This window comes from Nostoc sp. UIC 10630 (assembly GCF_010747425.1).
GTDB lineage: Bacteria > Cyanobacteriota > Cyanobacteriia > Cyanobacteriales > Nostocaceae > Nostoc.
The window spans coordinates 12,433-39,126 of sequence record NZ_JAAGOG010000062.1 but is presented as its reverse complement, the minus strand read 5'-3'; the positions used below and the strand labels follow the sequence as shown (position 1 = coordinate 39,126).

At 39.9% G+C, this 26,694-nt stretch carries 14 protein-coding genes and 1 pseudogene; 10 read left to right on the top strand and 5 right to left on the bottom strand.

Annotation, left to right across the window (positions count from 1 at the left end; all coding sequences use genetic code 11):
- A pseudogene (locus G1O98_RS39000) lies at nt 1–1,020 on the bottom strand (excinuclease ABC subunit A); the annotation flags it as partial.
- 100 nt (nt 1,021–1,120) lie between these two features.
- On the opposite strand from G1O98_RS39000, the gene G1O98_RS39455 reads away from it, so the two are divergent.
- Entirely contained in the window at nt 1,121–1,579 is a 459-nt protein-coding gene (locus G1O98_RS39455) for a hypothetical protein (protein ID WP_175586709.1), read from the top strand.
- A gap of 992 nt (nt 1,580–2,571) precedes the next feature.
- On the opposite strand, the gene G1O98_RS16500 is transcribed toward G1O98_RS39455, so the two are convergent.
- The 4 genes from G1O98_RS16500 to G1O98_RS16485 all read right to left on the bottom strand — a co-directional run bounded on the left by G1O98_RS16500 (nt 2,572) and on the right by G1O98_RS16485 (nt 6,560).
- Nucleotides 2,572–3,276, bottom strand: a complete 705-nt coding sequence (locus G1O98_RS16500) for a DevA family ABC transporter ATP-binding protein (protein WP_175586708.1) — start codon at nt 3,274–3,276, stop codon at nt 2,572–2,574.
- A 134-nt stretch (nt 3,277–3,410) separates the two neighbouring features.
- Complete coding sequence (devC, locus tag G1O98_RS16495; RefSeq protein WP_163929789.1) at nt 3,411–4,583, bottom strand: ABC transporter permease DevC; 1,173 nt, start codon at nt 4,581–4,583, stop codon at nt 3,411–3,413.
- A 150-nt stretch (nt 4,584–4,733) separates the two neighbouring features.
- A complete protein-coding gene (locus tag G1O98_RS16490) occupies nt 4,734–5,939 on the bottom strand; it encodes an ABC exporter membrane fusion protein (protein ID WP_163929788.1) in 1,206 nt (401 codons plus the stop codon).
- Between the two features lie 297 nt (nt 5,940–6,236).
- A complete protein-coding gene (locus G1O98_RS16485) occupies nt 6,237–6,560 on the bottom strand; it encodes a hypothetical protein (protein ID WP_114080674.1) in 324 nt (107 codons plus the stop codon).
- An 846-nt stretch (nt 6,561–7,406) separates the two neighbouring features.
- Here G1O98_RS16485 and G1O98_RS16480 point away from each other — a divergent pair.
- The 9 genes from G1O98_RS16480 to G1O98_RS16440 all read left to right on the top strand — a co-directional run bounded on the left by G1O98_RS16480 (nt 7,407) and on the right by G1O98_RS16440 (nt 26,522).
- Nucleotides 7,407–7,673 (top strand): hypothetical protein, encoded by a 267-nt coding sequence (locus tag G1O98_RS16480; protein WP_163929791.1) that lies wholly within the window; start codon nt 7,407–7,409, stop codon nt 7,671–7,673.
- Nucleotides 7,674–8,377: 704 nt separating this feature from the next.
- Complete coding sequence (locus G1O98_RS16475; protein ID WP_163929787.1) at nt 8,378–15,577, top strand: type I polyketide synthase; 7,200 nt, start codon at nt 8,378–8,380, stop codon at nt 15,575–15,577.
- 163 nt (nt 15,578–15,740) lie between these two features.
- Nucleotides 15,741–19,046, top strand: coding sequence for a type I polyketide synthase (locus G1O98_RS16470; RefSeq protein WP_163929786.1), 3,306 nt, complete (start codon nt 15,741–15,743; stop codon nt 19,044–19,046).
- A gap of 185 nt (nt 19,047–19,231) precedes the next feature.
- A complete protein-coding gene (locus G1O98_RS16465; protein WP_163929785.1) occupies nt 19,232–20,893 on the top strand; it encodes a PfaD family polyunsaturated fatty acid/polyketide biosynthesis protein in 1,662 nt (553 codons plus the stop codon).
- A 14-nt stretch (nt 20,894–20,907) separates the two neighbouring features.
- Complete coding sequence (locus G1O98_RS16460; protein WP_163929784.1) at nt 20,908–22,206, top strand: hypothetical protein; 1,299 nt, start codon at nt 20,908–20,910, stop codon at nt 22,204–22,206.
- Nucleotides 22,207–22,255: 49 nt separating this feature from the next.
- Nucleotides 22,256–22,543: a 2Fe-2S iron-sulfur cluster-binding protein gene (locus G1O98_RS16455; protein WP_163929783.1), complete on the top strand. Its 288-nt coding sequence runs from the start codon at nt 22,256–22,258 to the stop codon at nt 22,541–22,543.
- 209 nt (nt 22,544–22,752) lie between these two features.
- Entirely contained in the window at nt 22,753–23,058 is a 306-nt protein-coding gene (locus G1O98_RS16450; protein ID WP_114080668.1) for an acyl carrier protein, read from the top strand.
- Nucleotides 23,059–23,241: 183 nt separating this feature from the next.
- Nucleotides 23,242–24,576, top strand: coding sequence for a condensation domain-containing protein (locus G1O98_RS16445; RefSeq protein ID WP_163929782.1), 1,335 nt, complete (start codon nt 23,242–23,244; stop codon nt 24,574–24,576).
- Between the two features lie 68 nt (nt 24,577–24,644).
- On the top strand, nt 24,645–26,522 hold the full coding sequence (locus G1O98_RS16440) for a hypothetical protein (protein ID WP_163929781.1): 1,878 nt from the start codon (nt 24,645–24,647) through the stop codon (nt 26,520–26,522).
- Nucleotides 26,523–26,694: the final 172 nt, after the last annotated feature.

Genomic DNA, 26,694 nt, shown 5'->3' with positions numbered 1-26,694 from the left:
CCGCTCAATGAACCCAACCGCGATCAGGGCGTTCCCAACGGCGGCGTCAACGAGGGCGACTACAACGCCTTCTTCGCCGGGTTCTTCGAGGCCCGGCCCGAGACCGACATCGCCGCCGCGGTCGCCCGCGGCGGGCCCGACATCGACGATCCAGTCGGCGTGACAGATCACGTCCATCTCGTGCTCAACGACGAAGAGCGAGTTGCCTGCGCGTTTCAGGCCGTCGAGAGCCGCGAGCAGCGCTTCGGTGTCGGCTGGATGGAGACCTGCGGAGGGCTCGTCGAGCACATACACGACGCCGAAGAGATTGGACCTGACCTGCGTGGCGAGCCGCAAGCGCTGCAACTCGCCGGGCGAAAGCGTCGGGGTGCCGCGGTCCAGCGAGAGATACCCGAGGCCCAGGTCAAGCAGAACCTTCAAACGTGCCGCGAGGTCCGCCGTGATGCGACGGATCACTTCGACCTTTTCAGGATGATGTCCATTTCCGGCGGTCGCGTTGTCGGTTCCGTCCACGGCATATGGGTCGACCAAATCCGCGATACGCCTCATTGGCAGCTGATTCAGTTCGGCGATGTCCAGCCCCGCAAAGGTCACCGAGAGAGGCCCGGGCCGCAGGCGCTTGCCGTGGCAGATGGAACACTCCGCCCCGACCATGTACGCCGAGACGCGTTTCTTCATCGACGCGCTCTCGGTCTTGGCGAACGTCTCCATCACGTATCGCCGAGCGCTGGAGAATGTGCCCATGTAGCTCGGCGGTTCCTTGCGCTTGTACGCACGGCGGGTCTCCGCAGGCGTGAAACCCGCATACACCGGCACCATCGGCTGCTCGTCGGTGAACAAGAGCCAGTCACGATCTTTCTTGGGCAGTTCGCACCAAGGGCGATCAACGTCGTAACCGAGGGTGGTGATGATGTCGCGAAGATTCTGGCCGTGCCACGCCGGTGGCCCTGCGGCGATGGCCCGCTCGCGGATCGTCTTGGCAGGATCGGGCCCCATCGCCTGGTCGGTGACCGCGGCCACGCGTCCGAGGCCATGGCCGCGCGGGCCCGCCCCCGCGCCCGCACCCCCGGCCCGCCCCCGCGCGGCCCCGCGGCCCCCCCCGCCGGTGGTCGCCCTTCTTGTGGCAGTACCTGTTGTTCCAGAACCTGTTGTTCCAGAACCTGAGCCAGTACCTGTTGTTCCAGAACCTGAGCCAGTACCTGTTGTTCCAGAACCTGAGCCAGTACCTGAGCCAGTGCCTGTTGTTCCAGTACCTGAGCCAGTGCCTGTTGTTCCAGAACCTGAGCCAGTGCCTGTTGTTCCAGTACCTAAACCAGAACCTGAGCCAGTACCTGTTGTTCCAGTACCTGAGCCAGTACCTGTTGTTCCAGAACCTGAACCAGTGCCTGTTGTTCCAGTACCTGTAGTTCCAGTACCTGAACTACTGCCACTACTAGAACCTCCACTACCTGAGCCTCCGCTTTGGGCAAAAACAGAAGGAGGTAAGGATACAGAAGCGAAACTGATGGCAAAGGCAGCAGCTAGAACAGTTTTAGATAAATCAAAAGGCTTCATGGTCATAGTTCCGTTTATGTTTTAGATTTCTGTGGTTGATTGATGTTCAAAACTGATATTTTCTACTTAATCCAGTGCTAAGTTAGGTAACTTTTGACAAGCAAGATAGATTCAGAATTTTTTCACTTAGTTTGTGTTGGAAAAATTGAAAGCATTTGAAGCTCCCATAACACATAAATATTCGTCAGATTCAAACTAATTCATAATCAGTAATTACTTATTTATGATTAAGAAGCTACGGGCAAAGTCGCTTGCTCACAAAAAAGCAAGGAATAAAAATTAATCTTACTGATGTAAAAATATTTATATTCACTTGCGTTCTACTTTTTAATTACTTATTATGAATTCGTTTTTTCATTCCTAATTAACATAACAGCTAGTTTTTTGTCGCACTTCTACCATAGGACTAAACCTACTTCTATCGCAGGCATTACTTTTACATTAATTAAATTTAGTCTGTGAACATGAAAATAACGAAACATTTTGCAGCTTACAATCCGATAAGCAGGACTCAAGATAATCACAATCTTCACACTGGATATATTGCCCTGGATTAGCACATCCACAGGCAGGGTTCACAAAACATTCAGAAGGATCTTGAGGTGTTCGAGATTTTTTGAATAGAAGGTATAAAGCTGCTTCTTTTAGACAAAAAATCAAATCTTTAAGCATAAACTTCCGTACCAATCCTAATAAGTACAACGATTTTTGGATTTCTCAATGAGTTTATCTTTTTATTTGTTTTTTAGTTATTTGTAGATAAATATTATAAAGTTAAACAGCTAAATGTTCGCAAAAAATAAGAGTATATTTAAAAATACTCTACAATATTATTTCACCTGAGAACTTATAACTTCATACTCTAGATGTGTCTTATTCTAGACTTAAGGAATATTGTTTCACTATAATGAATGATACAAATTCTTTACCCTGTCATTCTCTGCTGGATAATTGTACCAAAATTAAATTAAATTAGTATTCCTAAAGACATATTCAGATTTTACAGGTATTTAGTTATCATCCATTTGGTAGATGACAAACCTCTTTGACCAAATAACCATCTTCCATCTGAATTATGCGATCGGCAATATCTAAAATTCTGTTGTCGTGAGTGACCATTAAGATAGCACAATTCTGTTCTTTAGCTAGTTTCTGCATTAGGGTGACAACATCTCGGCCCGTCTTACTGTCTAAAGCAGCTGTAGGCTCATCAGCTAAAACTAATTTTGGATGACTTACTAAAGCACGAGCAATTGCTACCCGTTGTTTCTGTCCCCCTGAGAGATCAGATGGGTAATAATTAACTCTATTTTCCAATTTAACGGCATTTAGTATAGCTTCTGATTTGCTGCGAGCTTCCGATTCAGAAATATTTTTATGTAATTCTAGCGACATTTGAACATTTTGTCTTGCTGTTAAGAAATCTAATAAGTTATGAGCTTGGAAAATATATCCAATGTGGCGGCGTACTTTAACTAATTGCTCGTTACTAGCTCCAGAAAGCTCTTGACCTAAAAATTTAAGGCTTCCCTCTTGGACAGACCGTAACCCACCAATTAAAGTTAATAAAGTTGTTTTTCCTGAACCTGATGGTCCAGTCATAATCACAATTTCTCCAAATTTAATATTAAAATTAATATCAAACAATATTTGACTTCGTACTTTTTTCTCGCCGAAGTAGTGATTCAGATCGTTAATATCCACAATAAACTTTGTTTTCATGATTTTCTCAGATATATATGACTCATATTTGATTTTTGCGAAGCTAGGTACAAATCAAAGAGCTTTATTGTCTATTAACTACCTATCGCATGTGCGCTGCAAGAACAGAAATTAAAGCGGACTACTATGTAAAATTAAAAAATATCTGCTGGATCTACATTTCGAAGTTTGTTTGTAGATAAAAATCCAGAAGTTAAGCACATTAATGTTGCTGAGATTAATACTATAATGGCTTTATCTGTACTCATTATAACTGGTAATTTGGTAGCATTTTTTGAGACATCATATAAGGCTATAGATATAGCCAAACCTGGAATATAACCTAGAGATGCTAAAATTAAAGCTTGTTGAAAAACTACACTTAATAAGTATTTGTTTTTGAATCCCATTGCTTTTAAGGTTGCATATTCAGTTAAATGACTAGAAATATTACTATAAAGAATTTGATAAACAACGATCACACCAACAACAAACCCCATTAATACCATCAGATTAAACACGAATCCAATGGGTGTTCTAAGAGACCAATAAGTTTTTTCCAAAGCAATAAAATCTTTGCGAGTAATTACTTTTACGTCTTTGGGTAACTTGGCTGATAAATCTGCAAAAACTTTTTGTTGGTCGGTATTAGGTTTGAGTTTAATTAATCCTATATCTATCTTTTGTGCCGGACGATCTTGAAATATTCTGAGAAAAGTTGAAGAACTAACGATTAAATTCCCATCAACACCAAAGGAAGGGCCAAGGCGAAACAAACCACCAATCTTAACTTTGTAACCAACTAATCCAGTGTAGCTGAATATTTCAACTTTTATAACTTTACCTTGTTCAAAATCTTTAGCGATCGCTCCAAATTCGGGACGAGAATCGCGGTCAAACAAAACGACATTAGGAATTCTAATTAAATCAAGTTTTTCTTCAATATTTGGAAATTTAAAAACTGATTTAACTGGGTCAAATCCCAGCACATACAATGGAAATTTTAAACCATTGTTGGGATTTTTAAATTTGGCAAATTGTACATATAAAGGGCTAACTGATTCTACACTATCGAAACCTAATACTTGATATAAATTAGAACGAAAAAAGCTCTGATTTGATGTTAAAGATTTATATTGGGCACTAATTAAAAATAAGTCTCCTTCTAGATTCTTATGCAACTGCGTAGCACTGTCATAAAGAGCAGCTTGGAAACCAATTTGCATAAACATGAGAACTGCAACAAAAGCAATCCCAGCTAAAGCTACAAGAAAGCGAATTTTTTGTCTGGCTAGTTGTAACCAAGCTAAGGGGATATTGAGAATCATTTAGTAAACCTCAAGGATGAAAATTAGACTAAATTAAGAAAGAATGCTTTGTTTAAATCAAGGATTTTCTGTTAAAGCGTAGCCAATTACAAATTAGTATTAGGTAGGGTAGGGATATTCAATGAGTTACCAAAGCTTTCTTGAGAAGTTCTAAATATCAATAATTACCTCTACCTGTAAATCAGTCAGACCAGCAACTCGCTGGTTATCTTGAAGATTATCAATACGAATTTTTACATCAACTATTTTGTTATCTGTGTCTGCTTGAGGGTTGTTATTAAAGATATTTTGTTTGCCAACTTGTAAACCAATATCTGTAACTTTTCCTCGTAATTTCCCTGGTAAAGCATCGCTAGTAATAATCACTGACTGACCGATACGGACTTTTTTAATATCAGTTTCATAGACTTCTGCTACCACATACATCTGTTGTGTGCGACCTAAATCAGCTATTCCTGTAGTGCCGATAATTTCTCCAGGCCAAGTATTAATTTTCATGATTTGCCCGGTTATGGGCGATCGCACAATACTTAAATCCCACTCTGCCTTAGCCTGGTTAACTGAGGCTAATGCACTTTCAACATCAGCTTGTGCTGCTGCTATATCGGTAGGACGAACCTCAGCAATACTCTTGAGTCTGGCTTTGGCCTCGATTAACTGCTTTTGAAGAGTTTCTATAGTGCGCTTGAGAGAAGCTTTAGCTTCATTGAGTTGCTGTTGAACTGTATCGACTCGCAAACGTTTAGTATCTGCGTCGGAGGCTGAAATCGCACCATCTTTATATAACTGCTGATATCGCTGATTTTCGCTTTCAGCATTCCGCCAATCAGCCTGTAAGCGAGCGATCGTTGCTTCTTGAGCAGAAGTTTCTCCGCGTAACTCAGCTTCTAAACGAGCAATGGTTGCTTTTTGTGCAGATATATCTCCAGCTTTTGCGCCAGCTTTTACCTGGTTAAGACTAGCTTGAGCAACTAAGACTTGTTGTTGGGCTTTTTCTAAAGCTGCAAGACGAGGAAAGTAACTGTCAAGCATCGCAACTACTTGCCCCTGTCGCACTCTGTCTCCTTTGTTTACCATAAGTTTTGTTACCCTAACACCCCCTTGGGACTCTGGAGCCGATAGACGAATAACCTCTCCTTGAGGTTCTAAACGTCCTAATGCTGCAATAGTAGCCCTTTTAGGAGAACTACGTGGGGTAGCTATAGGCTGTACTTTCGAGGACAACTGAAATCGTGAAAAGGTATAGAAAGAGGCTGCACCAGTAGCTATAGTCATAGTAGTTGCTAATATAACTGGCCACCAAACTACAGGTTTAATGAATGGTTTGATGAATGAATGTTTGTGTTTTTGTACCATAATTACCTATTCCAAATTAGCGATGTCTGAGAACAAGGTCTTTCCAAATTATTTAGAAATAGCAGAGATGAAATTAGACCTTATATCATGCCAAGATGAACACTCTAATTCAGCTTGAAGCGGGTAGAAGTGACTATTTTGAATTAGTGAATTAAGCCCCCCTCTCGTGAAGGGGGGTTAGGGAGATCTTCCAAAGCTAGATATTACTAACATCAATCATATCGATCCATAAATCTGTTAGTAAATTAACTTTGGATGAAGCAGTTTGGTACTTTATGTATCTAGCCAGAGGTAGCTTTATTTGTTAAGAACTGCCTCTTTTTTACTTTTAACGATCGCCAGATATTCGTTGCGAGTTCCATCTATGCGATAGTGGTCGCAAATTTGGCAGAGTTTCAAGATATCCAATCGACTAAATACTTTTTGATGTTCAATGCCGTTGTCATTTCTCCACCGCCAGAAAGTTGTCCGATCAATGCGGCGATTACTTTCAGGCCATCTTCGTCGAGATAAAAAATCTACCAGTTCATCTTCATAAAATGAGTAGCCTTTTGGTAGCTTCAGGAGTTCTTCTCTTAACTCAATTAGCGGGATGAGTGGATCTAGCTCAGATAGTCTCATGCCAGCAAACCCTTATATTTTCGTGACAGTCTAATTATGCAGAAGGCTTCATACAATACGGTTCATTGCATTAAATCACATTGTCATACTGCGCGTTTATGAATGTATAGAGTGACCAGCAATCAGGTGAATTTATATTTTCATTCTCCCTATTTATGTATCTCTCCACCTTCTTAAACAAACAGTATTGAATTACATTATTTAATCACTTACGATAAACTGATTGATACTCAATTGCAACCTATATGCAACAGTTGTGAAGCGAAATAGCTAGCAATGTAATCGATACAATTAATAAAAACTAATTGCGTTATTTGACCACTTTTTAACACTGTTATGTCCTCGCTATTACTCAGCATATCAAAATAACTCTTTGCTTTATGGTGGGTCTGTTGTTCGCTAGTATTTTTCATTCTTTAGATATAGTTGCTAGTGGTTATTGTTACATTGCAGACAGAATTACTTCTTTGGGAATAAAAATCCTTTAAAAATATCTTATTGATTAATACACAATCTTTAAAAGAAATAAATCAACTTTTGGATAGATGTAAAAACTATAGCATTAACTCACAGGCACTTAGCTTGTTTAAGTAGCTATGATCTCTATTTTTCAATAAGTAAATAAATTAATGGCAGCCTAATGTTGTTGATATTCTAATACTTTTTTCAGTATTTTTTCGAATAAGAGGTGAGTACTAAATTGAAGATATATGCAATTTGTATGCAATTCGAGTAATGTATTTTTGTTATGTGACATACTAATTGAAAAGAAAGAGTTCTAATAGTTATGTGAGTGACAGCGATCGCCCCCCAAAGACCCTAGATAAAATGAAACTACAGCGATTCATGCTCTCATTGCCAAGCTTTGATAACCAGCGACTGATTTTTCATGCAGCTCGCCAGACTCTTCGCAAAGCTGAGATGGCCCGCGTTGCCGTGCGTGAATGGCTCAATCAACATGATTGTGAGCTAGAAGAGTGGAAAACAAAAAAAGCTTCTGAGCTGGGAATTAGTATTAGTAGGCTTGAGCAAAAGATATTAGCTGCTGCTCAAAACCAGGCGATAAGTAATAAGACAGATGACAATTTTAATTCCGAGAATGATTCTGTATAAGTTTATATGTAGGTTCTGCTCTATTTACCCAATTGAAATCAGAAAATGCACTTTTCTAAGCTGATTTTGAGGGTTCGCACTAATCATTAAAGTGCTTAGAAAGCCTAACTACAAACTTATTTACCCAGCAAATGTAATGAGATGAACCACAGAGACGCAGAGAAGCCAGTGCGTTGGGCGGGTTCCCCGACTTGTAGCAACTGGCGCGACACAGAGTCAGAGACAAAAAAAGAGTTCGAGCTGACAGACTACTAGTACCGTTATTGAAATGGACTAATAAATTATGCCCAATAACATTTTACCTCTCAAGAGCGATACCGTTGTATATAAGTTGTATATCAATTGTAATGGAGAATTAAACAGCCTAATATTAACTACAATTGATAAGTTAAGATGTTAGCTGGATGAAAACATCCAATTTATATCTGATTAACAACTTATGTTGTAATGTTGAAGCCATTTCCAATTTAGAGCAATTCTTTAGCCGAAAATAAATCTGAATTCTACATTTAGACTTCAGGATATCCTCACTAAAATCTCTTGAAGTCTTGTTTATGGCTTCTGAACCTCAAGTAAAGGCATATCGCTTACCATCAATAGCCCCTAGCCTTACCTAAAAAATAATCGCGTCTTTCTCTAATTGTAGAGATGGTAATTTTATTATCATCTTTACATCTCAAAAATCTAATAGTGAAGAAAAAGTCATGACTGCTTCTAGAATTGAAGCTGTTTTAGCACAGTTGCAAGAAGAAGTTAGCAATTGTGAACAGGCTCTACTCAAGCTCATACAGGTGAAAAAAGTTATGGTTGAGAATGCACCGCTAACCAGCGAAATAAATAGACCTCAGCAAAAAACAGATATTGCAATTATTGGGATGGCTTCTATCTTTCCCCAATCAAAAAATTTACAGGAATATTGGGAAAAAATAATTCATAAAGTTGATTGTATTACTGATGTTCCCCCTTCGCGTTGGAGTGTAGAGGATTATTATGATCCTAACCCCAGAACACCTGATAAAACATATTGTAAGAGAGGCGGATTTATCCCGGATGTCAATTTCAATCCGATGGAATTTGGACTGCCACCTAACAGTCTAGAAGTTACAGATATATCGCAATTGCTAGGTTTGATTGTTGCGAAAGCAGCGATGGAAGATGCAGGTTACGGCGAATCTCGACAGTTTAGTTGCGATATCTACGATCGCCTTCGCCAACGTACTGGTGTAATCTTAGGTGTGGCACTAGGTAGGCAGTTGGCGGTTCCTCTGACTGCGAGAATGCAGTACCCAATCTGGGAAAAAGTTCTCAAAGGCAGTGGCTTATCTGATGAAGATGCACAAAAAATCATTGAGAAAATCAAAAGTGCTTATGTGCAGTGGGATGAGAACGCCTTCCCCGGTATGCTCGCAAACGTAGTTACAGGAAGAATTGCTAACCGCCTAGATTTGGGCGGAACTAACTGTGTAGTAGATGCCGCCTGTGCAAGTTCATTGGGTGCCCTCAAAATGGCAATTAGTGAGCTAACTGAGCATCGAGCCGATATGATGATCACTGGCGGAGTTGACACCGACAACTCAATTATGGCCTACATGTGCTTCAGCAAAACTCCTGCTGTTTCCCAAGGTGAGAATGTTAAACCTTTTGATGCAGAGTCTGATGGGATGATGCTGGGTGAAGGTGTGGGAATGTTAGTCCTGAAGCGTCTTGAGGATGCCCAACGAGATAATGACCGGATCTATGCAGTCATCAAAGGCATTGGTACTTCTAGCGATGGGCGCTATAAAAGCATCTATGCACCGCGTCCAGAAGGTCAAGTCAGAGCTTTACATCGTGCTTACGAAGATGCCGGATTTTCGCCTGCGAGTGTTGGTTTGATTGAAGCACACGGCACTGGTACTATGGCTGGAGATCCCGCCGAATTCTCATCTATAAAAGAGGTTTTTGGCGAAAGCAATCCCAAAAAACAACATATTGCGCTTGGAACTGTCAAATCACAGATTGGACATACAAAAGCTGCTGCGGGTGCGGCGAGTCTGATCAAAACGGCTTTGGCTTTACACCACAAAGTATTGCCAGCCACGATTAATGTCACTAAACCGCATCCTAAATTAGATATTGATAGTTCTCCATTTTACTTAAATACGGAAACAAGACCTTGGATTAGCGGCGATGACCAACCAAGACGTGCAGGGGTAAGTTCTTTTGGCTTTGGTGGCACAAATTATCACGTCGTTTTGGAAGAATATACAAGTCAACATCAGCAACCCTATCGTTTACACAAACCTTCTCAGCCGGTGTTGCTATTTGCGTCAACGCCTGAAGAATTGTTGTCACGCTGTCAAGAAATTAAACAGCAATTGCAATCTGATACGGGAGAACAGCTTTATACAGAATTGATTGCGGCTTCTCAATCTTTAGAAATTCCGGTTACAAATGCCAGACTTGGGTTTGTTACTGATTCTCTGACTCAAGCTTGCGATTTGTTGCAAACAAGTATTGACTTGCTCAAAAACAAGCTGCAAGCAGAATCATGGGAGTATCCCCAAGGAATTTACTACCGCAAAACTGGCATAGCAACAGAGGGAAAGGTGGTTGCCCTATTTTCTGGGCAAGGGTCGCAATATTTAGAGATGGGTCGGGAACTCGTAATTAACTTCCCTGAGTTGGGGCAGACTTATGCTCAAATTGATAGCCTTTTACGCCAAGACAGTTTGCAACCCCTTTCGGAGGTTGTTTTCCCGAACCCTGTGTTTGATCTAGATCAAAAGACTGCCCAGATGAAGGTGTTGCAGCAAACAGAATATGCACAACCAGCTATTGGAGCTTTTAGCGCTGGTTTGTACAAGATATTGCAACAAGCTGGGTTTAAGCCAGATTTCGTGGCTGGACATAGTTTTGGAGAACTGACTGCTTTGTGGGCTGCGGGAGTTTTGAGTGAGAAAGATTACCTGTTCTTGGTCAAAGCTAGAGGTCAAGCGATGGCTGCACCAAAAGATCCTCTATTGGATGCGGGAGCGATGTTGGCGGTGAAAGGGGATGTAAATCAGGTTACAGAACTAATTCAGAATTTCCCGCAAGTCACCGTTGCTAACTTGAATTCTCCAAATCAGATGGTGTTAGCAGGGACGAAAGGTGAAATTGCTAATGTACAGGAGGCTCTGAAAACTCAAGGGTTCTCTAGCATTTTGTTGGGAGTTTCCGCAGCTTTTCACACTCCATTAGTAGCTTATGCACAGCAACCCTTTGCTAAAGCAATTGAGAAAGTTACTTTTAATGAGCCACAAATCCCGGTTTATACCAATGTTACCGGGAAGCGTTACCCAAATGAGCCGCAAGTCATTCAAACAGTCCTCAAAGAACATCTGAAAAATCAGGTGCTGTTTAAGCAAGAAATTGAAAATATTTATGCTGAAGGCGGTTACTGCTTCATTGAATTTGGGCCGCGAAGTGTTCTCACCAACTTGGTAAAAGATATCCTAAGCGATCGCCCTCATTTAGCTGTAGCTTTAAATGCTAGTCATCTCAAAGATAGCGATCGCACTTTGCGCCAAGCTGTTCTACAGTTGCGCGTTGCTGGATTACCTTTGCAAAACTTAGACCCTTATCAACTGGAGTATAAAATCCCAGAAGCTTCTCCAAATCAGCTCTTGAATGTCCGTTTAAATAGCACCAACTTTGTATCGGATAAAACCAAGCAGTCCTTTGAAAAAGCTATGCAAAATGGGCATGAAGTGAAACCCACCGTTGCGAACGGTAATAAACCCAACTTTTCTCAATCCACAGAGAAGGTATCAGTTAACAGTCAATCCACTGTTGGCAATGGCAATAAACCTAACCCCTCTCATTCCGTAGAGAAGGTAGCTGTCAACGGTCAATCTACCTTTGGAAATGGCAATAAACCTCACTCAGTAACAGCTAACCCCTCTCATTCAGCAGAGAAAGTAACAGTCAACGGTGGAGTGAAATCTGTGCAGAACGGGCAATCAGATCAACTCGATATCAAGTCTTTGCAACCTAGTTCAGAACTTCCTCTAAGTTATTTAAGAGCTATAGATAACTTAGAATACTCCCTGATTGATTTCAGTCGCAATCAACATGAAATCTTGCAGGTTCATGAACAATCTTTAAACAATCAGACAGAATATACTAAAACCTTCTTCCAACTCATGGAGCAACAACATGCGTTGTGGGGAAATAGTAAATTCAGCGAACCACATACAGAAACACAGCAACTGGTAGTCTCCAGTTCAGAGCGCAGCATCATGCGGTTTCACGAGCATCAAACTGATAGTCTCCGTATCCATGAGCAATATCTCAACTATCAGCAAGAATACACTAACAACTTTTTCCAATTGCTTCAGCGAAATTATCAACCGTCGCCCAGCAATACTAATCAACAGAGTCTGATACCGCCAGTCAATTATCAACCAAGTCCAGTAGCTCCACCAGTCGAAGAGGATAACCCTGTTCGGGAGACTGCACCGGTTGCTTTGCCGAGTAACGGATTTGCCACTAAATCTGAGCCAGTTTCAACTAATGGTAACGGCACAAATGGTAATGGTAATGGTAATGGCGCACATCATCAAGCAACAGCATTTCTGGATATTACTCCATTAAAGGAGAATACTGCACCTGTAGAGATTGCACCCCCACCCCCGCCAGTAATCATCGATCAAGCCGCTCTGAGCCAAACTCTGATTAACGTCGTTAGTGATAAAACAGGCTACCCAACGGAGATGTTAGAGCTAACGATGGATATAGAGGCAGATTTGGGGATTGATTCGATCAAACGTGTAGAAATTCTCGGAGCGTTGTTAGAACTATATCCCGATTTGCCCAAGCCGAATCCCGAAGAAGTAGGACAACTACGCACGCTGGCTCAAATAGCTGAATATATGGGGAAAATTGCATCTGAGATTTCTGGTGCGATACCTGCGGTGGGCTTTGTCAACGCCCCAAATGAGTCAGGGAGCAGGGAGCAGGGAGCAGAGGGAGATGGGGAAGATAAGGGAGATGAGGGAGATGAGGGAAATGGAGGAGTAACAGCAATACCTTCCTCATCCCCGCCATCCCCCTCATCTCCAGAGCTTACTAACATTGTGTTCAATGTCGTTAGTGAGAAGACAGGCTATTCGACGACAATGTTAGATTTGTCGATGGATATTGAGACAGATTTGGGAATTGATGCTGTCAAACTTGTGGAAATTATCGATGCGTTGCTAGAACTATACCCGGATTTACCCAAGCTGACTTCAGAAGCATTGGCTCAATTACGTACCCTTGGACAAATTGTTGCACATATAGAAAAGGGACTAGGGACTGGGGAAGAAGTCGGGGAGTCGGGAGTCGGGAGCAGGGGAGAAGAGTTTTCCCCAAATTCCAATCCCCAATCCTCAATTTTTCGTAGTCCTGTCAGACTCAAATATCTTCCCGAACCTGATGTTTTAGATTTCACATTACCCGATAACCATATCGCCTTGCTTACCGATGATGGTTCTCTGACTACGGCGAAACTAGCTGAGACTCTGTTCAAACGCGGCTGGAAAACCGTTGTCTTAACTTTTCCTCCAACCGTCATTGCTAAACAATCTCCGTTACCTGAAGGGATTAGCCGTGTGGTGCTTACAGATTTGAGTGAGGAGCATTTGCAAGAACAGTTAGGAGCGATCGCTACTAACTATGGACAAATAGCTACATTTATCCATCTGAATCCTTCAACTCACGACGATATAAGCAACCATGTCCGCTATCTGGAATCAGAAAAAGCCATCCTTCGCCATGTCTTTCTCATCGCCAAATATCTCAAAGAACCACTCAATCAAGCAGCACTTCAAGGACGTAGTAGTTTTATAACTGTGGCTCGTCTGGATGGTGAATTCGGACTAGGGCAAAAAACTAACTTTGGTGCAATTGGCGCTGGACTATTCGGACTTACTAAAAGTTTGAACCAGGAATGGGAATCTGTATTTTGCCGAGCGATCGACCTCAGTCCTGATTTAGATGCCGAAACATCAGCACAGCATATCCTCGCCGAACTTCACGACCCAAATCTATTAGTCGTGGAAGTGGGATATAACTCACAAGAGCGAGTAACCTTAATTTGTGAACAGGAAGAACAAAAAAATAGAGAGCAGGAAATCGGTGGAATCCCCTTTGCACCCAGCACCTTTTCCTCCAACGTTTTCCCCATCCCTAATGCCGAATCCCAAGTATTTCTCGTAAGTGGCGGTGCGAAAGGGATAACGGCTCAGTGTGTGATTAAACTAGCGCAGCGTTATCAATGCAAATTTATCTTGGTGGGTCGTTCCACCGCCGATCCAGAACCCGTATGGACTGAAGGTTACTTAAGCGAAGCAGATTTGAAAAAGCGGATTATGGAGGATTTCTTCGCCAAAGGCGAAAAACCCACACCTGCAATGGTGCAGAAAAAGTTTAACGCTATTTCATCTAGTCGCGAAATTGCTACAACCTTACAAGCTATCAACCAGGCGGGTGGAAAGGCTGAATATTTGAATATTGATGTGACTGATGCGATCGCACTTCAGGAGCAAGTTGCTAATGCTGTCAAGCGTTTTGGCCCGGTAACAGGAATTATTCACGGGGCTGGAAATCTAGCTGATAAGCGGATTGAGAAAAAATCAGTCCAAGATTTTGAAACAGTTTACACAGCCAAAGTTAAAGGTCTAGAAAACCTGTTGCGCTGTGTAACACCTAGCCAACTGAATTATTTAGTCCTGTTTTCTTCTGTAGTTGGTTTCTACGGAAATGTAGGACAGTCAGATTATGCGATCGCTAATGAAATTCTCAACAAATCAGCCCATCTTGTCAAACGCAACCATCCCCATTCTCATGTGGTAGCGATTAATTGGGGCCCTTGGGATAGTGGTATGGTTTCTCCTGAATTAAAGCAAGCTTTTGCTGAACGGAATATTGAGACTATTCCTGTTGATATTGGCACAGAAATGTTAGTTGATGAATTAGCCAGCACAAATCAAGAAACTGTGCAAGTTGTAATTGGTAGCCCTTTAGTTTATATCCCAGAAAAGTTACCAAGCGAGTTGAGAACTTTTCGGATTCAGAGGCAACTAACATTAGCAGCTAATCCATTTTTACAAGATCATGTAATTGCTGGTTATCCAGTTCTCCCCGCGACTTGTGGACTCTTATGGATTGCTAACGCTTGCGAACAAATCTATCCTGGTTATAAAGCCTTCAGTTGTACAAATTATAAAGTTTTGAAGGGACTAATATTTGATGAAAATTTAGCAACTGAATACACTTTAGAATTGCAAGAAGTTGCTAAACATGATATTAATGAGATAGATTTTGATGCCAAAATCTGGAGTAAAACTCCAGAAGGTAAAATCCGTTATCATTTTAGTAGTCAGATGAAATTGAAGCGGGAAATTCTTATTCCCCCAACACACGAATTTATGAACTTAAGCCAGGATCATAAAATCACCGCGACGACTTCATCACTTTATCAAAATGGGGCAGCTAGCTTATTTCACGGATTTACCTTTCAAGGTGTAAAATCTGTTTTAAATACCACTCTGGACAAGATCACCATAGAATGCTACTTGCCAGAGCCTGGAGAAAGACAACAAGGACAATTCCCAGTCCAAACATTCAATCCCTACATTGCAGATGTGCAGATTCATGCATTTTGGATTTGGGCACAGCATTTTTATCAGGTAGCTTGTTTGCCTTCAGAAATCAAGACTTTTGAACAGTTTGCTGCCGTTCCATTTGATGAAATATTTTACGTTTCTTGTGAAATAAAATCAAAGACAGAATCGAGTTTAGTTGTTGATGTCATCGCCCATAATCAGCAAGGGAAAATATATACCCGAATGCTTGGTGCTAAGGGAACTATTTTACCCAAGCAACTCGATGAAATTTAAATAGGCAACTGAAAAATGTCATAAGAATTCAGCACTAAGGAGTCAGAAGTCAGACTTAGAAAGAATCTAATATGATTGATTCATCAAATTTTATTCTGATTCTTTAACTATTCTGACCCCTGAATTCTTACAAAATATATACATCAGCTTGAGGAGGTAGGTGATGGAAGAATTTGCACCAAATAAAATTCATAAAATAGCGATTGTAGGGATGGATTGCTATTTGGGTGGCGGCTGCAAGGGATTAGATACCTTTGAACGCAGTATTTATGAGGGAATTCAGCATTTTATTTCCAGACCTCCTCAGCGATGGCAAGCAATAGAAGCACAACAACAGTTGTTGAAAAACTACAGTTTTCCCGATGGTGTAGCACCATTAGGTGCATACATTAAAGATTTTGAAATTGATGCTTTCAGTTTAGAAATACCACCCGAAGAAGTAGACAATTTTAATCCTCAAGAACTGTTGATGCTTCAGGTTGCCGATAATGCTCTAAAAGATGCGGCACTTCGTAAAAGTACGAGAATAGCAATAATAATTGCTAGTACTAAAGACCTAACCCTGCATCAACAAAAAGAGCAACTTGAAGATAATGAATATAGCAACTACATCGAAAACAGCCTAGCTAATTATATTTCCAAACTGTGGAATTTTGCTGGGCCGACATTCACATTAATTGCCGAACAAAATTCTGTTTTTAAAGCCTTGGAGCTTGCCCAAAAGCTACTCACAATCAGAGAAGTAGACGCTGTTTTAGTCGGTGCGATTGACCTTGCTGGGGATGGCGCTAGTGTTTTACAACGAAATGAAATAACAAAAGTTAACACAGGTGTGAATACTCTCAGTTACGACCAGAAAGCCAATGGCTGGATAGTTGGTGAGGGTGCGGCGGCTGTAGTATTGAAGCTCCACGAAACAGCAAAACGAGAGAACAATCGCATATATGCAACGATTGACGCTCTTAGTCTTGTGGAAAATTCAAAATCTAAAATTCACTCTCTCACGGTTCCAAATTCTGAAATGATAGCCCAGGCTTGTCAACAGGCTTTTCATCTTGCAGATATCAAACCAAGAGATATTAACTATTTGGAAGTTGTTGGTAGTGGAATTCCCCAGCAAGATGAGTCAGAAATTCAAGGGTTGCTCACAGCTTATCGCACATTTGAGCCAAATTTAACTTGTGCGATCGGGAGTATTAAAGCAAATATAGGTCATACCTATGCTGCATCGGGGATAGTTAGCCTGATTAAAACAGCACTTTGCCTGTATCATCGTTACATTCCCGCAGTTCCCCAATGGTCTGGTCCTAAAATGCCAGAGATTTGGCGAGATAGTCCCTTTTATGTCGCTTGTGAATCAAAACCCTGGTTTTTAGAAAAAGGAGCTACTAGAAGAATAGCTGCGATTAACGGAATGGAGATAGATGGGAGTTATGCACATTTAATTTTGTCAGAGGAACTATATCAGCAACATCACAGCAGCAGGTATTTAGAGCAAATGCCTTACTATGTGTTTGCGATCGCATCTGACGAGCAATCAACTCTATTAGAAGAAATCCGCAATCTTCAACAAACCATTAAAGATTGCTCTTCCCTAGCTGCTGCTGCTAGTATGACTTTTGCAACTTTTCAACAGCATCAACAGGCAACTTATGCAGTAGCAATTCTCGGACACAATCAAGATGAATTGCAGCGCGAAATTCAGCACTCCCTCAAGGGTATTGTCAATGCCTTTAAGACAGGGAAAGACTGGCAAAGCCCTCTAGGCAGCTATTTTACAGCAAAACCACTGGGTCAAAAAAGTAAAATTGCTTTCGTTTACCCAGGTGCCTTTAGTGCTTATATCGGTCTAGGTCGGAATCTGTTTCGCTTATTTCCTCAACTTTACGACGATCCTTTCATCAGAAGCATCTACAACCGTGTCGCCAACGTAGAAAAACTTATTTATCCCCGAAGCTTAGAAAAATTGTCAAACAGGCAATTAGAAGTCCTCGAACAGCAATTGCTCAATGATTCAGTAGCAGTACTCGAATCAGAGATGGCCTGTGCTGGACTCATGACAGCAATTCTGAAAAATTATTTCCAACTCAAATCCGAATGTGCTTTTGGTTATAGCTTGGGCGAAATCAGTATGATGTTGGCTCAGGGTGTCTGGACTCAGTTTCAAGAAGGTAGTGAGGGCTTTAACTCATCATCTCTGCTGAAGACAAGGCTATCTGGTGAAAAAAATGCTGTACGCGAGTATTGGGGATTACCTCAAGAGCAGAATCAACAAGGCGAAGATTTTTGGCGCAACTATATTCTCATGTGTCCAGTATCCCGCGTTCAGGAAACTATCAAACATGAAAACCGCGTCTATTTGCCTTTAATTAACACTACAGAAGAAGTTGCGATCGCTGGTGAAATCCAAGCCTGTCAGCGAGTTATCGCCAGCCTAAATTGTAATGCTTTTTCTGCTCCCTTCACCCATGTAATTCATTGCGAGGCAATGCGCTCTGAATACGATGAACTTGTGAGATTAAATACATTACCTAGCCGAAACATCCCAGAGACTATTTTCTATTCCGCAGCTGAGTATAAACCCATTGACCTTGATAGCCATTCTATTGCTCACAACATTGCTAAAAATCTTTGCCAACAGCTTAATTTTCCTCAGCTAATTAATCGCGTCTATGAAGATGGCTTCAAAATATTCCTCGAAGTAGGTGCTGGTAGTAACTGTTCTAGATGGATTGATAAAACCCTTAATGCAAAAGAACACATCACAGTGTCTCTTAATAAAAGAGGTGTAGACGATCATACTTCCATTATCAAAGCCTTAGCCAAACTCCTCAGCCACAGGGTTGACCTAGATTTATCACCACTATATTCTCAAGAACCAGAAATTTTCAACCAAAGCCAACCTAGTGTGAAAACTATAACCTTGGATAATACCAAGATTAGTTACACATCTTTGAATAAAAAAAATCAAGAAATCCTTCAAGATATCTCTTTTAGATATCCCATCAAAACTGTTAATCAGCAGCAATCTCAACTATCAGAATTAAAGGAATTTCCAAAAATGAATTCTTCTTTGCTCTCCAATCCTACCAAAAGTCTTGAAAACACCTCTAGAAATCTAGAAAGTCTCCATGAGCAAGTTAACTTTCAAAATAGCAGCCAACCTACTCAGTTATTGCTACAAGAACGCAATGAAAGTGTAGAAAAATTACAAATTAACGAAAATTTGGTAACGGAACAGGAAAATAATCAATTCGCTTTGACCCCTAGTTTGAAAACATCCAGCATTGTTGACGAACCCAATTTGCTCAATTTACATAGTCCTTACTATCAAAAGCTGAGTGAGAACGCTTCCAGGATGACCAAAGCTCATGCTGTCTTTTTACAAGCACGGCAGGAGTCACTAAAGCAAATTAGCGTCATCATTCAGTTGCAAATAGCTTGTTATCAAAAGTTATTTGAATCATAATCATTTAAAGCAGCAAAGTACCCAGATTATTTGAATAAATAATTGGTACACAATCAAGTTTAGTAAGGCAAGGGGCTTAAGCCCCTTGTTCTAGAGCGACCTCACAGGTAATCAGTATAAAATCTGCTGTAAATTCTTCAAACATTATCTGGTAAACAATTTTCTGGAACTGGAGGTTAAAAAAGATGATTGGTGCAGATAATATACTAAATAACAATGGTAACTACCTAAAAATTTCAGACTATATTTCCCAACAAAATCAAGTTTGGCAAGGTATTTTAGATTTTGTATCTTTTAACGAAAAAGGCATAAAATCTAAGCTTCTAAATTTAGAAAAACCTTGTTATATTATTAGAGTTGAAGGAAAAGTTGGTGCAACTAACGAAGGTTATCTATACCCTTGCAACCAGGAAAAAACGGGACAGGCAGAAATATTAGTATCGACTCCACCTCTGTCAACTCGACAATTAGGCGATCCAACTTTTCTCAAGTTTCATGGTGTAAAATACGCTTATGCCACAGGCGCAATGGCTCAAGGGATTGCTTCTGAAGAACTGGTAATTGCCCTTGGTAAAGAGAAAATCTTAAGTTCATTTGGTGCTGGTGGCTTATCTCCTGCTCGCGTCGAAGCAGCCATTAAGTGTATTCAGCAAGCTTTACCACAAGGACCTTACGCATTTAACTTACTCCACAGTCCCAGTGAACCTGCTATTGAACGCGGTGTTGTTGATTTGTATCTTAAATATCAGGTGAGAACAATAGAAGCTTCCGCCTTCCTCGATTTGACTGACAACATTGTTTACTACCGCGCTGCTGGACTTGGTTTGAATGCAGACAATAAAATCGAAATCAAAAATAAAATTATAGCCAAAGTTTCTCGGAGAGAAGTTGCAATCAAATTTCTGCAACCTGCTCCAACAAAAATTTTGAAGCAATTAGTTGAGCAAGGCCTTATCAGTGAATTACAAGCAACCCTAGCTGAAAAAATTCCTGTAGCTGACGATATTACTGCTGAGGCAGATTCTGGTGGTCACACAGATAATCGTCCTCTGGTTTGTCTCTTACCTTCCATCTTAGAATTGAGAGATGAAATTCAAAGAAAATTTTCTTATGAAAAACCTGTCCGAGTTGGAGTAGCAGGAGGAATTGCTACGCCACAATCAGCATTAGCTGCCTTTATGATGGGGGCTGCTTATGTTGTAACAGGCTCGATTAACCAGTCTTGCATTGAAGCCGGAACTTCTCAACATACTAAACAATTATTAGCTCAAGCCGAGATGGCTGATGTGATGATGGCTCCGGCAGCAGATATGTTTGAAATGGGGGTAAAACTCCAAGTGCTCAAAAGAGGAACTCTCTTTCCTTTACGAGCCCAAAAAATGTTTGAACTATATAAAAACTATGACTCAATTGAAGATATTCCCTTGGTGGAAAGAGAGAAATTAGAAAAACAAGTTTTGAAAAAGAGCTTGGATGCAGTGTGGCAAGAGACAGTTACTTATTTATCTCAACGCAATCCTGATAAATTGGCCAAGGCTGTTAATAATCCCAAACTGAAGATGGCTTTAATTTTTCGCTGGTATCTGGGATTATCATCCCGTTGGTCTAACTTTGGGGAAAAAGGCAGAGAAATGGATTATCAAATCTGGTGTGGCCCTGCTATGGGCAGTTTCAATGACTGGGTTAGAGGTTCTTACTTATCTGAATCAAATAATCGTCAGGTTGTTGATGTTGCTAACCATATTATGACCGGAGCGGCGTTTTTATACCGGATACAAAGTTTGAAAGTTCAGGGCTTACAAATGCCCGCTTATTACAGTGAATATCGTCCAGTCACTTTTAATTAAAGGAAGAAAATCACATGAATACTGTTAAAATTGATAACCGAATTCCCAAAATTCAAAATAAGCTTTTCGAGCAGGCACATACTCATTCTTTAGAATTAAAGCCTGTTGCTATCGCCATGAGCAAGCAGGGAATTAAAGGAGAAAAACTCTACTCTCATCCGGGAATGCTTCCCTTACCGGTACCGATTTGTGAGTATTTACTTTCCTTTAATGCTCGTCAAATGTCGATTTTATCTGCGACATTTTTTGCTAACTTCTACAAGTATGTTGCCAATAGCGAATATCAGTCTCTCATGTCCAATATGAGTATTGCTGAAAAAGTTTTTGCTTCCTACTCGGACGAATTTATGATTCTTCACCAGGAAACTAATGAAGAAATGGATCATATTTGGTCTTTTAGAACCGTATATAGTATGGTCTGCCGAGAAATAGGAATTCAAAGCTCCTTTGATGAGCCTGGTTTTTTCTATGGTTCTGTTGGTGCAATACCTCAATCAGATTTTGACAGTTTCGATACCCGTTTTACTTTTGATGAAGATTTAAATGAAACTCTGCTGAATCTTCAAAAGGGGAAAAGCTTTCTTAAAAAGATTGTAGAACAGACACAGCAACGAGGCCAAAATTTTACATACCGAAATTTAAGGTTCATGATTGGGGATGCCATGAGGATGCTACCGGCCGAAAAAGTTCAAGAAAGTGGCTTGGGTAGCTTAACTCTGCTGTATCGGTACATGGCTAACGTGGAGTTAAAAAAAAGCGAAGCCTATTTATTTGATTCCCCTGAAAAGTTTGATTATGAACCATTAGCTTTTGAATTGAATCAAGGCCACTTAACAGATGAAGCACGTCATTACACAACATCTTTTGATTTAGGAGTAGAACTGTATAGGGTAGCTCCTCCAGAGGCTCAAGATTTCGTTCGATATTTCATACAGCTAATTGTGGAAGACTATATTAGTGCTAGTTACACTACTTATTTGGAGAAGTTAGACCTCACTGTGCAAGGAATCATGCTAACTGATATTAGAGTTGGGCTGAACTCACTAAGTATGTCTCTGCACCACCCTGAATTAGCTGATAAGCAAGTAGATATAAATCAATTAGTTAATTCTTGGAGACAGGTAAGTTCAAAGTGGCGCAATATAATTGGTTACATGGAACAAAAGAGTTGGCAATACAAATCTCAGCAGCTAGAGCGTCTGATAAAGGCACTGGGATTGGAGTTAAATACAAGTAAGCTAGGTAATCGCTATGAGCGTTACAAGGATGCTTTGGCAATTAAGGAAATTCAAAAAGTTGTTGAAGTAGCCTAAGGGTTGCTAAATCTGCTAACCCTCTTTCTTGACACTAGTGAGTTTAGAAATGATAGTATCTATTCATTTTGAAAATGATCAAAAAACACTTCAAGTCGAAGCAAACCAACGCTTAACTAAGATTTGTGATGAACATCCTAGTTCAATTTTATTTGGTTGTCGTTGTGTTGCTTGCGGAACCTGTCTTATAGAAGTTATGAGTGGGATAGAAAATCTAACTCCTGTGATGGATGAGGAGCAGATTTTACTTGATGTGTTGGCTCCAGATAATCCCAATGTTCGCCTAGCCTGTCAATGCGTAGTGCAGGGTGATATTCGCATTCGGGTGGCTGATTAATTGATAAATGTCACGTAGCTCGATATGCGCTTAGGAGATATGCAGCAGTAGCAAAAGTAAAACTTTTTTCTAATATCTCCTACCTTAAACTTTTCAAAATTTTAGCCAGTACAGCAATCCTATCTAAGCTGTGAACAAAAATTATAGCCTGTTCATATCCTATTTAGGAATGCCATATATCTTATTCCTTTCACTTCAGAGGTGTGTAAATGAGTCAGTCTACTCCTGAGGCAACTAAAAAGCAGTCTTATACCGCAGAAGAAATTCAAGCTTGGCTAGTATCTCATATTGCAGAGCAGCTAGGAGTCGAACCCAAGGATATAGATGTCAGTCAGCCTTTAGACAGCTACGGTTTAGAGTCAGCGCAGGCAATGTTTCTTGTTAGCAAAGCCGAGAAGCTGTTTGGTTTTGAGCTATCTCCAATTTTATTGTGGCATTACCCCACTATTGAAACGCTATCCCAGCGTTTAGCCGAAGAATCTAAAGCTTCGCAATCAGAGATTTTTGAGATTTGAACAACAAAGCTGTTATTGAATAGTTCGCAACACAAGATTTTGATAGTTTGAAACTATGAATATATCCAGGTTTTTAGCACAGCTTAACCAAAAGGTTGTTCAGGTTATCGAACAATAATTACAACCTAAATTGAGAACTAAGCTTGCAAATAATCTAGTAGTTAGAGGGAACCAAAAGTAAATATGATTTACAACAGAAAGCTGGGGCACCTTGAGCAAGCTATGGAAATCTTAAATAGCCGTGCTAAAACCTGGAACATAGTAACTATTAGCCGCATCAAGGGCTATATCTGCGAAGAAACTCTGACACAGGCTTTAGACGTAATCCAATGTCGTCACCCTCGTCTAAATTCAAAAATTGTTGGAGAGAAAAATAGTCTTATTTTTCAAAGTCAAGAAACAGCAAATATTGCTTTCCGCTTTGTCAAAAAGTTAGACAATGAGCAGTGGCAAGAAGTGGTTGATGAAGAGATGAACAACGGAATTGATAGTAGCAAAGGTTTGCTGCGAGTTGTTCTTATTCATCTTTTGGGCGATCAGCATATAAGTTACCTAATTACAACAATACACCATGCGATCGCAGATGGTTTATCATCCATCCAACTTCACTCAGAAATCTTGACTTGTTGTCAAAAAATTGTGTCCGGCGAACCAATTAATCCATTTATTAGCTTAACTCCACTTCCACCCATCGAAGAACTAATGCCCAAATGGACTAAGGGATTTAGAGGTAGGATAAATAGCATTATCTTTTTATTACAGCTTGGGTTACAAAAAATCTGGAATCGACCAAAAACATTAGGTTTTGAAAAGTACGTATCTATTGCAAAGCGTAGTTGCAATATTATCCACAGACAACTTGACGAAGACTTAACCCAAAAATTTATAAATCATTGTCGGCAAGAAAATACAACAGTACATAGTGCTTTGTGTGCTGTACTGATGTTTACAATAAGGAGAAAAATAATTAAAGAGAATAGCAAAAATACACGAGTAAACTGCCTATCATATTTTGATTTGAGGAGACATCTCGAACCAGCAATTAGTGATGATCAGATGGCTGTATTAGCCTCCTCTATTATGGGATTTCATACTATAGGGAAAAACACGTCTTTTTGGGAATTAGCCCGTGAGGTGAAACAAAAACTTGAAGTTAGTAAAAAATCCGGCGATCTTTTTAAAATGATTTTGATTGCCAAGCATCTCATAGATTTTTGTTTTATCTATCCCAAGCAAGTAGCTGCCACAGTGTCTGTTTCTAATGTTGGCAAAGTAAATATACCTAAATATTACGGTGAATTTGAACTAGAAGAAATCAGTTTCGCTGGTTCCCATGCTTTGTATGCAGGTGTTTTTGTTCTCCACGCCTCAACTTTTCAAGGAAAAATGCTGTTGAATTTTGTTTTTTCTCAACCTTCAATTAGCCAAAGCACTATGAAACTTCTTGTGAACAATGTTATGTCTTATATTCATGAGATTTGCAATTTGGATTTAGACTCTTCTTTAACGTACAAATAGGCATATTTATTGCTCATTTGATATTCTGAAATATCAATACTTTTAAACAATTAGGATATTCTGAAACTATGAACGCATCAGAGATTATAGCAAACCTTACTCAACAGGGTGTTCATTTGTGGGTTGATAACGACAAATTAAAAATTCGCTCACCCAAGGGCATAATCACATTAGAAATGCAAGCAGAAATAGTTGCTTGCAAAGCGGAGATTGTGGCATTTTTACACGAGATGGATGTCGCTACTGATTTAGATTCTGTCCCTTTAAGTCAAGGACTAAATTTACAGACTATTGGTCGTCTAATTGGAGGATTTTCAGAGCAATCATCTGTAGAGTATAAGCCGCCAATTATCGATCCTAAAGTTATGGCTCAAAAGCTGATAGTTACATTTAAACCTTTGCCTAATAGCTACAAAAATCAAGAGATTCGGAAATTTCGCCAAGAATTGGAAGTTAAGTTGAGAGATTATGGGGTCAAAGTTTTATCTTGGGAGGAAGCGATCGCAGAATTTAACTATGACTTGACAATTCCAATAATTAATAAAAATAAAAAATTCAAGTTTAAGGGAGTTAAATCAGAAGTTAATGCAATTATTGATGTAGAAATACCTCCTTCTATTCTAAGAAAACTTGGTATTTTTACAGCAGAGCTTCTCTATCAATTTTATTCTAAATTTGTTTTAAATGGTCGAAAAATACCTGTTATAAAAATGGCTCGTTTGAGCAGTTGGGCTGAGGATCATGCCGCTAAGTACGTTGACAATCCTAGTAAAACCCAAGTAATTGTACTTACTAAAATAGACCATGATTTCATCAACCCTCTGATTCCATATAAACAAAAAATCAATATTGGCTTAAACACTTTAATCAGAACGTTTTCAGAAATTGTTATTGGAGTATCATCTGATAAAATTTCTATATTAAATATGAATCTTTCAGACTCTATTTTCTCCAAAGATGAGATAGAACGGTTTGTTTTGAAATCACTAATTCCTAAAGTTTTTGTGCCAATCGCTCCACTTTTACTGAGTCGATTTGAGCTAGGACAGTATAATCCTCAAGAATCTATCTATGCTGCAAAATTAGTGAAATTGGGTCAGGAATTAGCATCAACAGGTTTATTTCCTCCCGGTTTTAAATTGAATGAAGTGATTAAAAGGAAATCCCATAGAGATATTGTCAGCGTCATTATAAATGGTAGAACAGGTGTCTCTTATGGCTTTGTTGCTTATGCTGAACCTCCACAATATTTTGGAGATGTGGAAGTAACTAAAAACCAGTGGGAAAGTCTACTACCTGTTAAGGGATTTAGTAGTAACGAACTTCGTCAAAATGAAAATGGTAGACGCTATGTCAAAATCAAAATATTAGAAAAATATGTATTTAGACAAATCCCCGATATTTGGCTTGTAAGTTCTCGTTCTGGGTCAAATAAAACAGACTTGAATATCGCTGACGATATTATCAGAATTGGTTTGAAAGAAAAGCTATATTTGCAACTTCCTAAAGTGATTCGTTCGGAATTAGCAGATATGAAACCTTCTTATGATATTTATGTCATGCTTGCGATTAGTCTTTCTGCGGCTTTGTATACACCAGAGTTAATTAAAAATGGTGCGCCAATTGTTCATTTTCACGGCTACCCAGCATTTGATTGGTTTAAACCAAATGAATACTGTGTTGGAGTAAATAATCCTTCAGTACCTTGTGGAACCTATGAATCTGGTGTATTCAACTTTCTGGGTATTTCTAGCTTAGTCGAACAACAAGCTAGAAATATATCTTTAGTTAGTTTAGTAGAACCAGATCATGGCACAAATTTTATAGCTCATGATTTGGATTATTTAGTCGAAAGATTGAAAACTGGGTGTGCAGAAGGGCAAATTGAATTAGGTGGAAAACATTTTGCTTCTCTGAGATCGAAGGTAGAAGAATGTAGAGTCTAAATTTGTGAAAGAGGCTTTTAATTCTCACTGTTTAACCAAGAATTGGAAAGCATGATTCTCTTTGCTGCGGAACTCGTACATGTAGCAAGCTTTAGGAGTAGGGTATGAGACAGCAAAGCTAAAGCATCTAATCAATAATAAGCTTAGGTCATTCACATAAAAATGCTAGAGC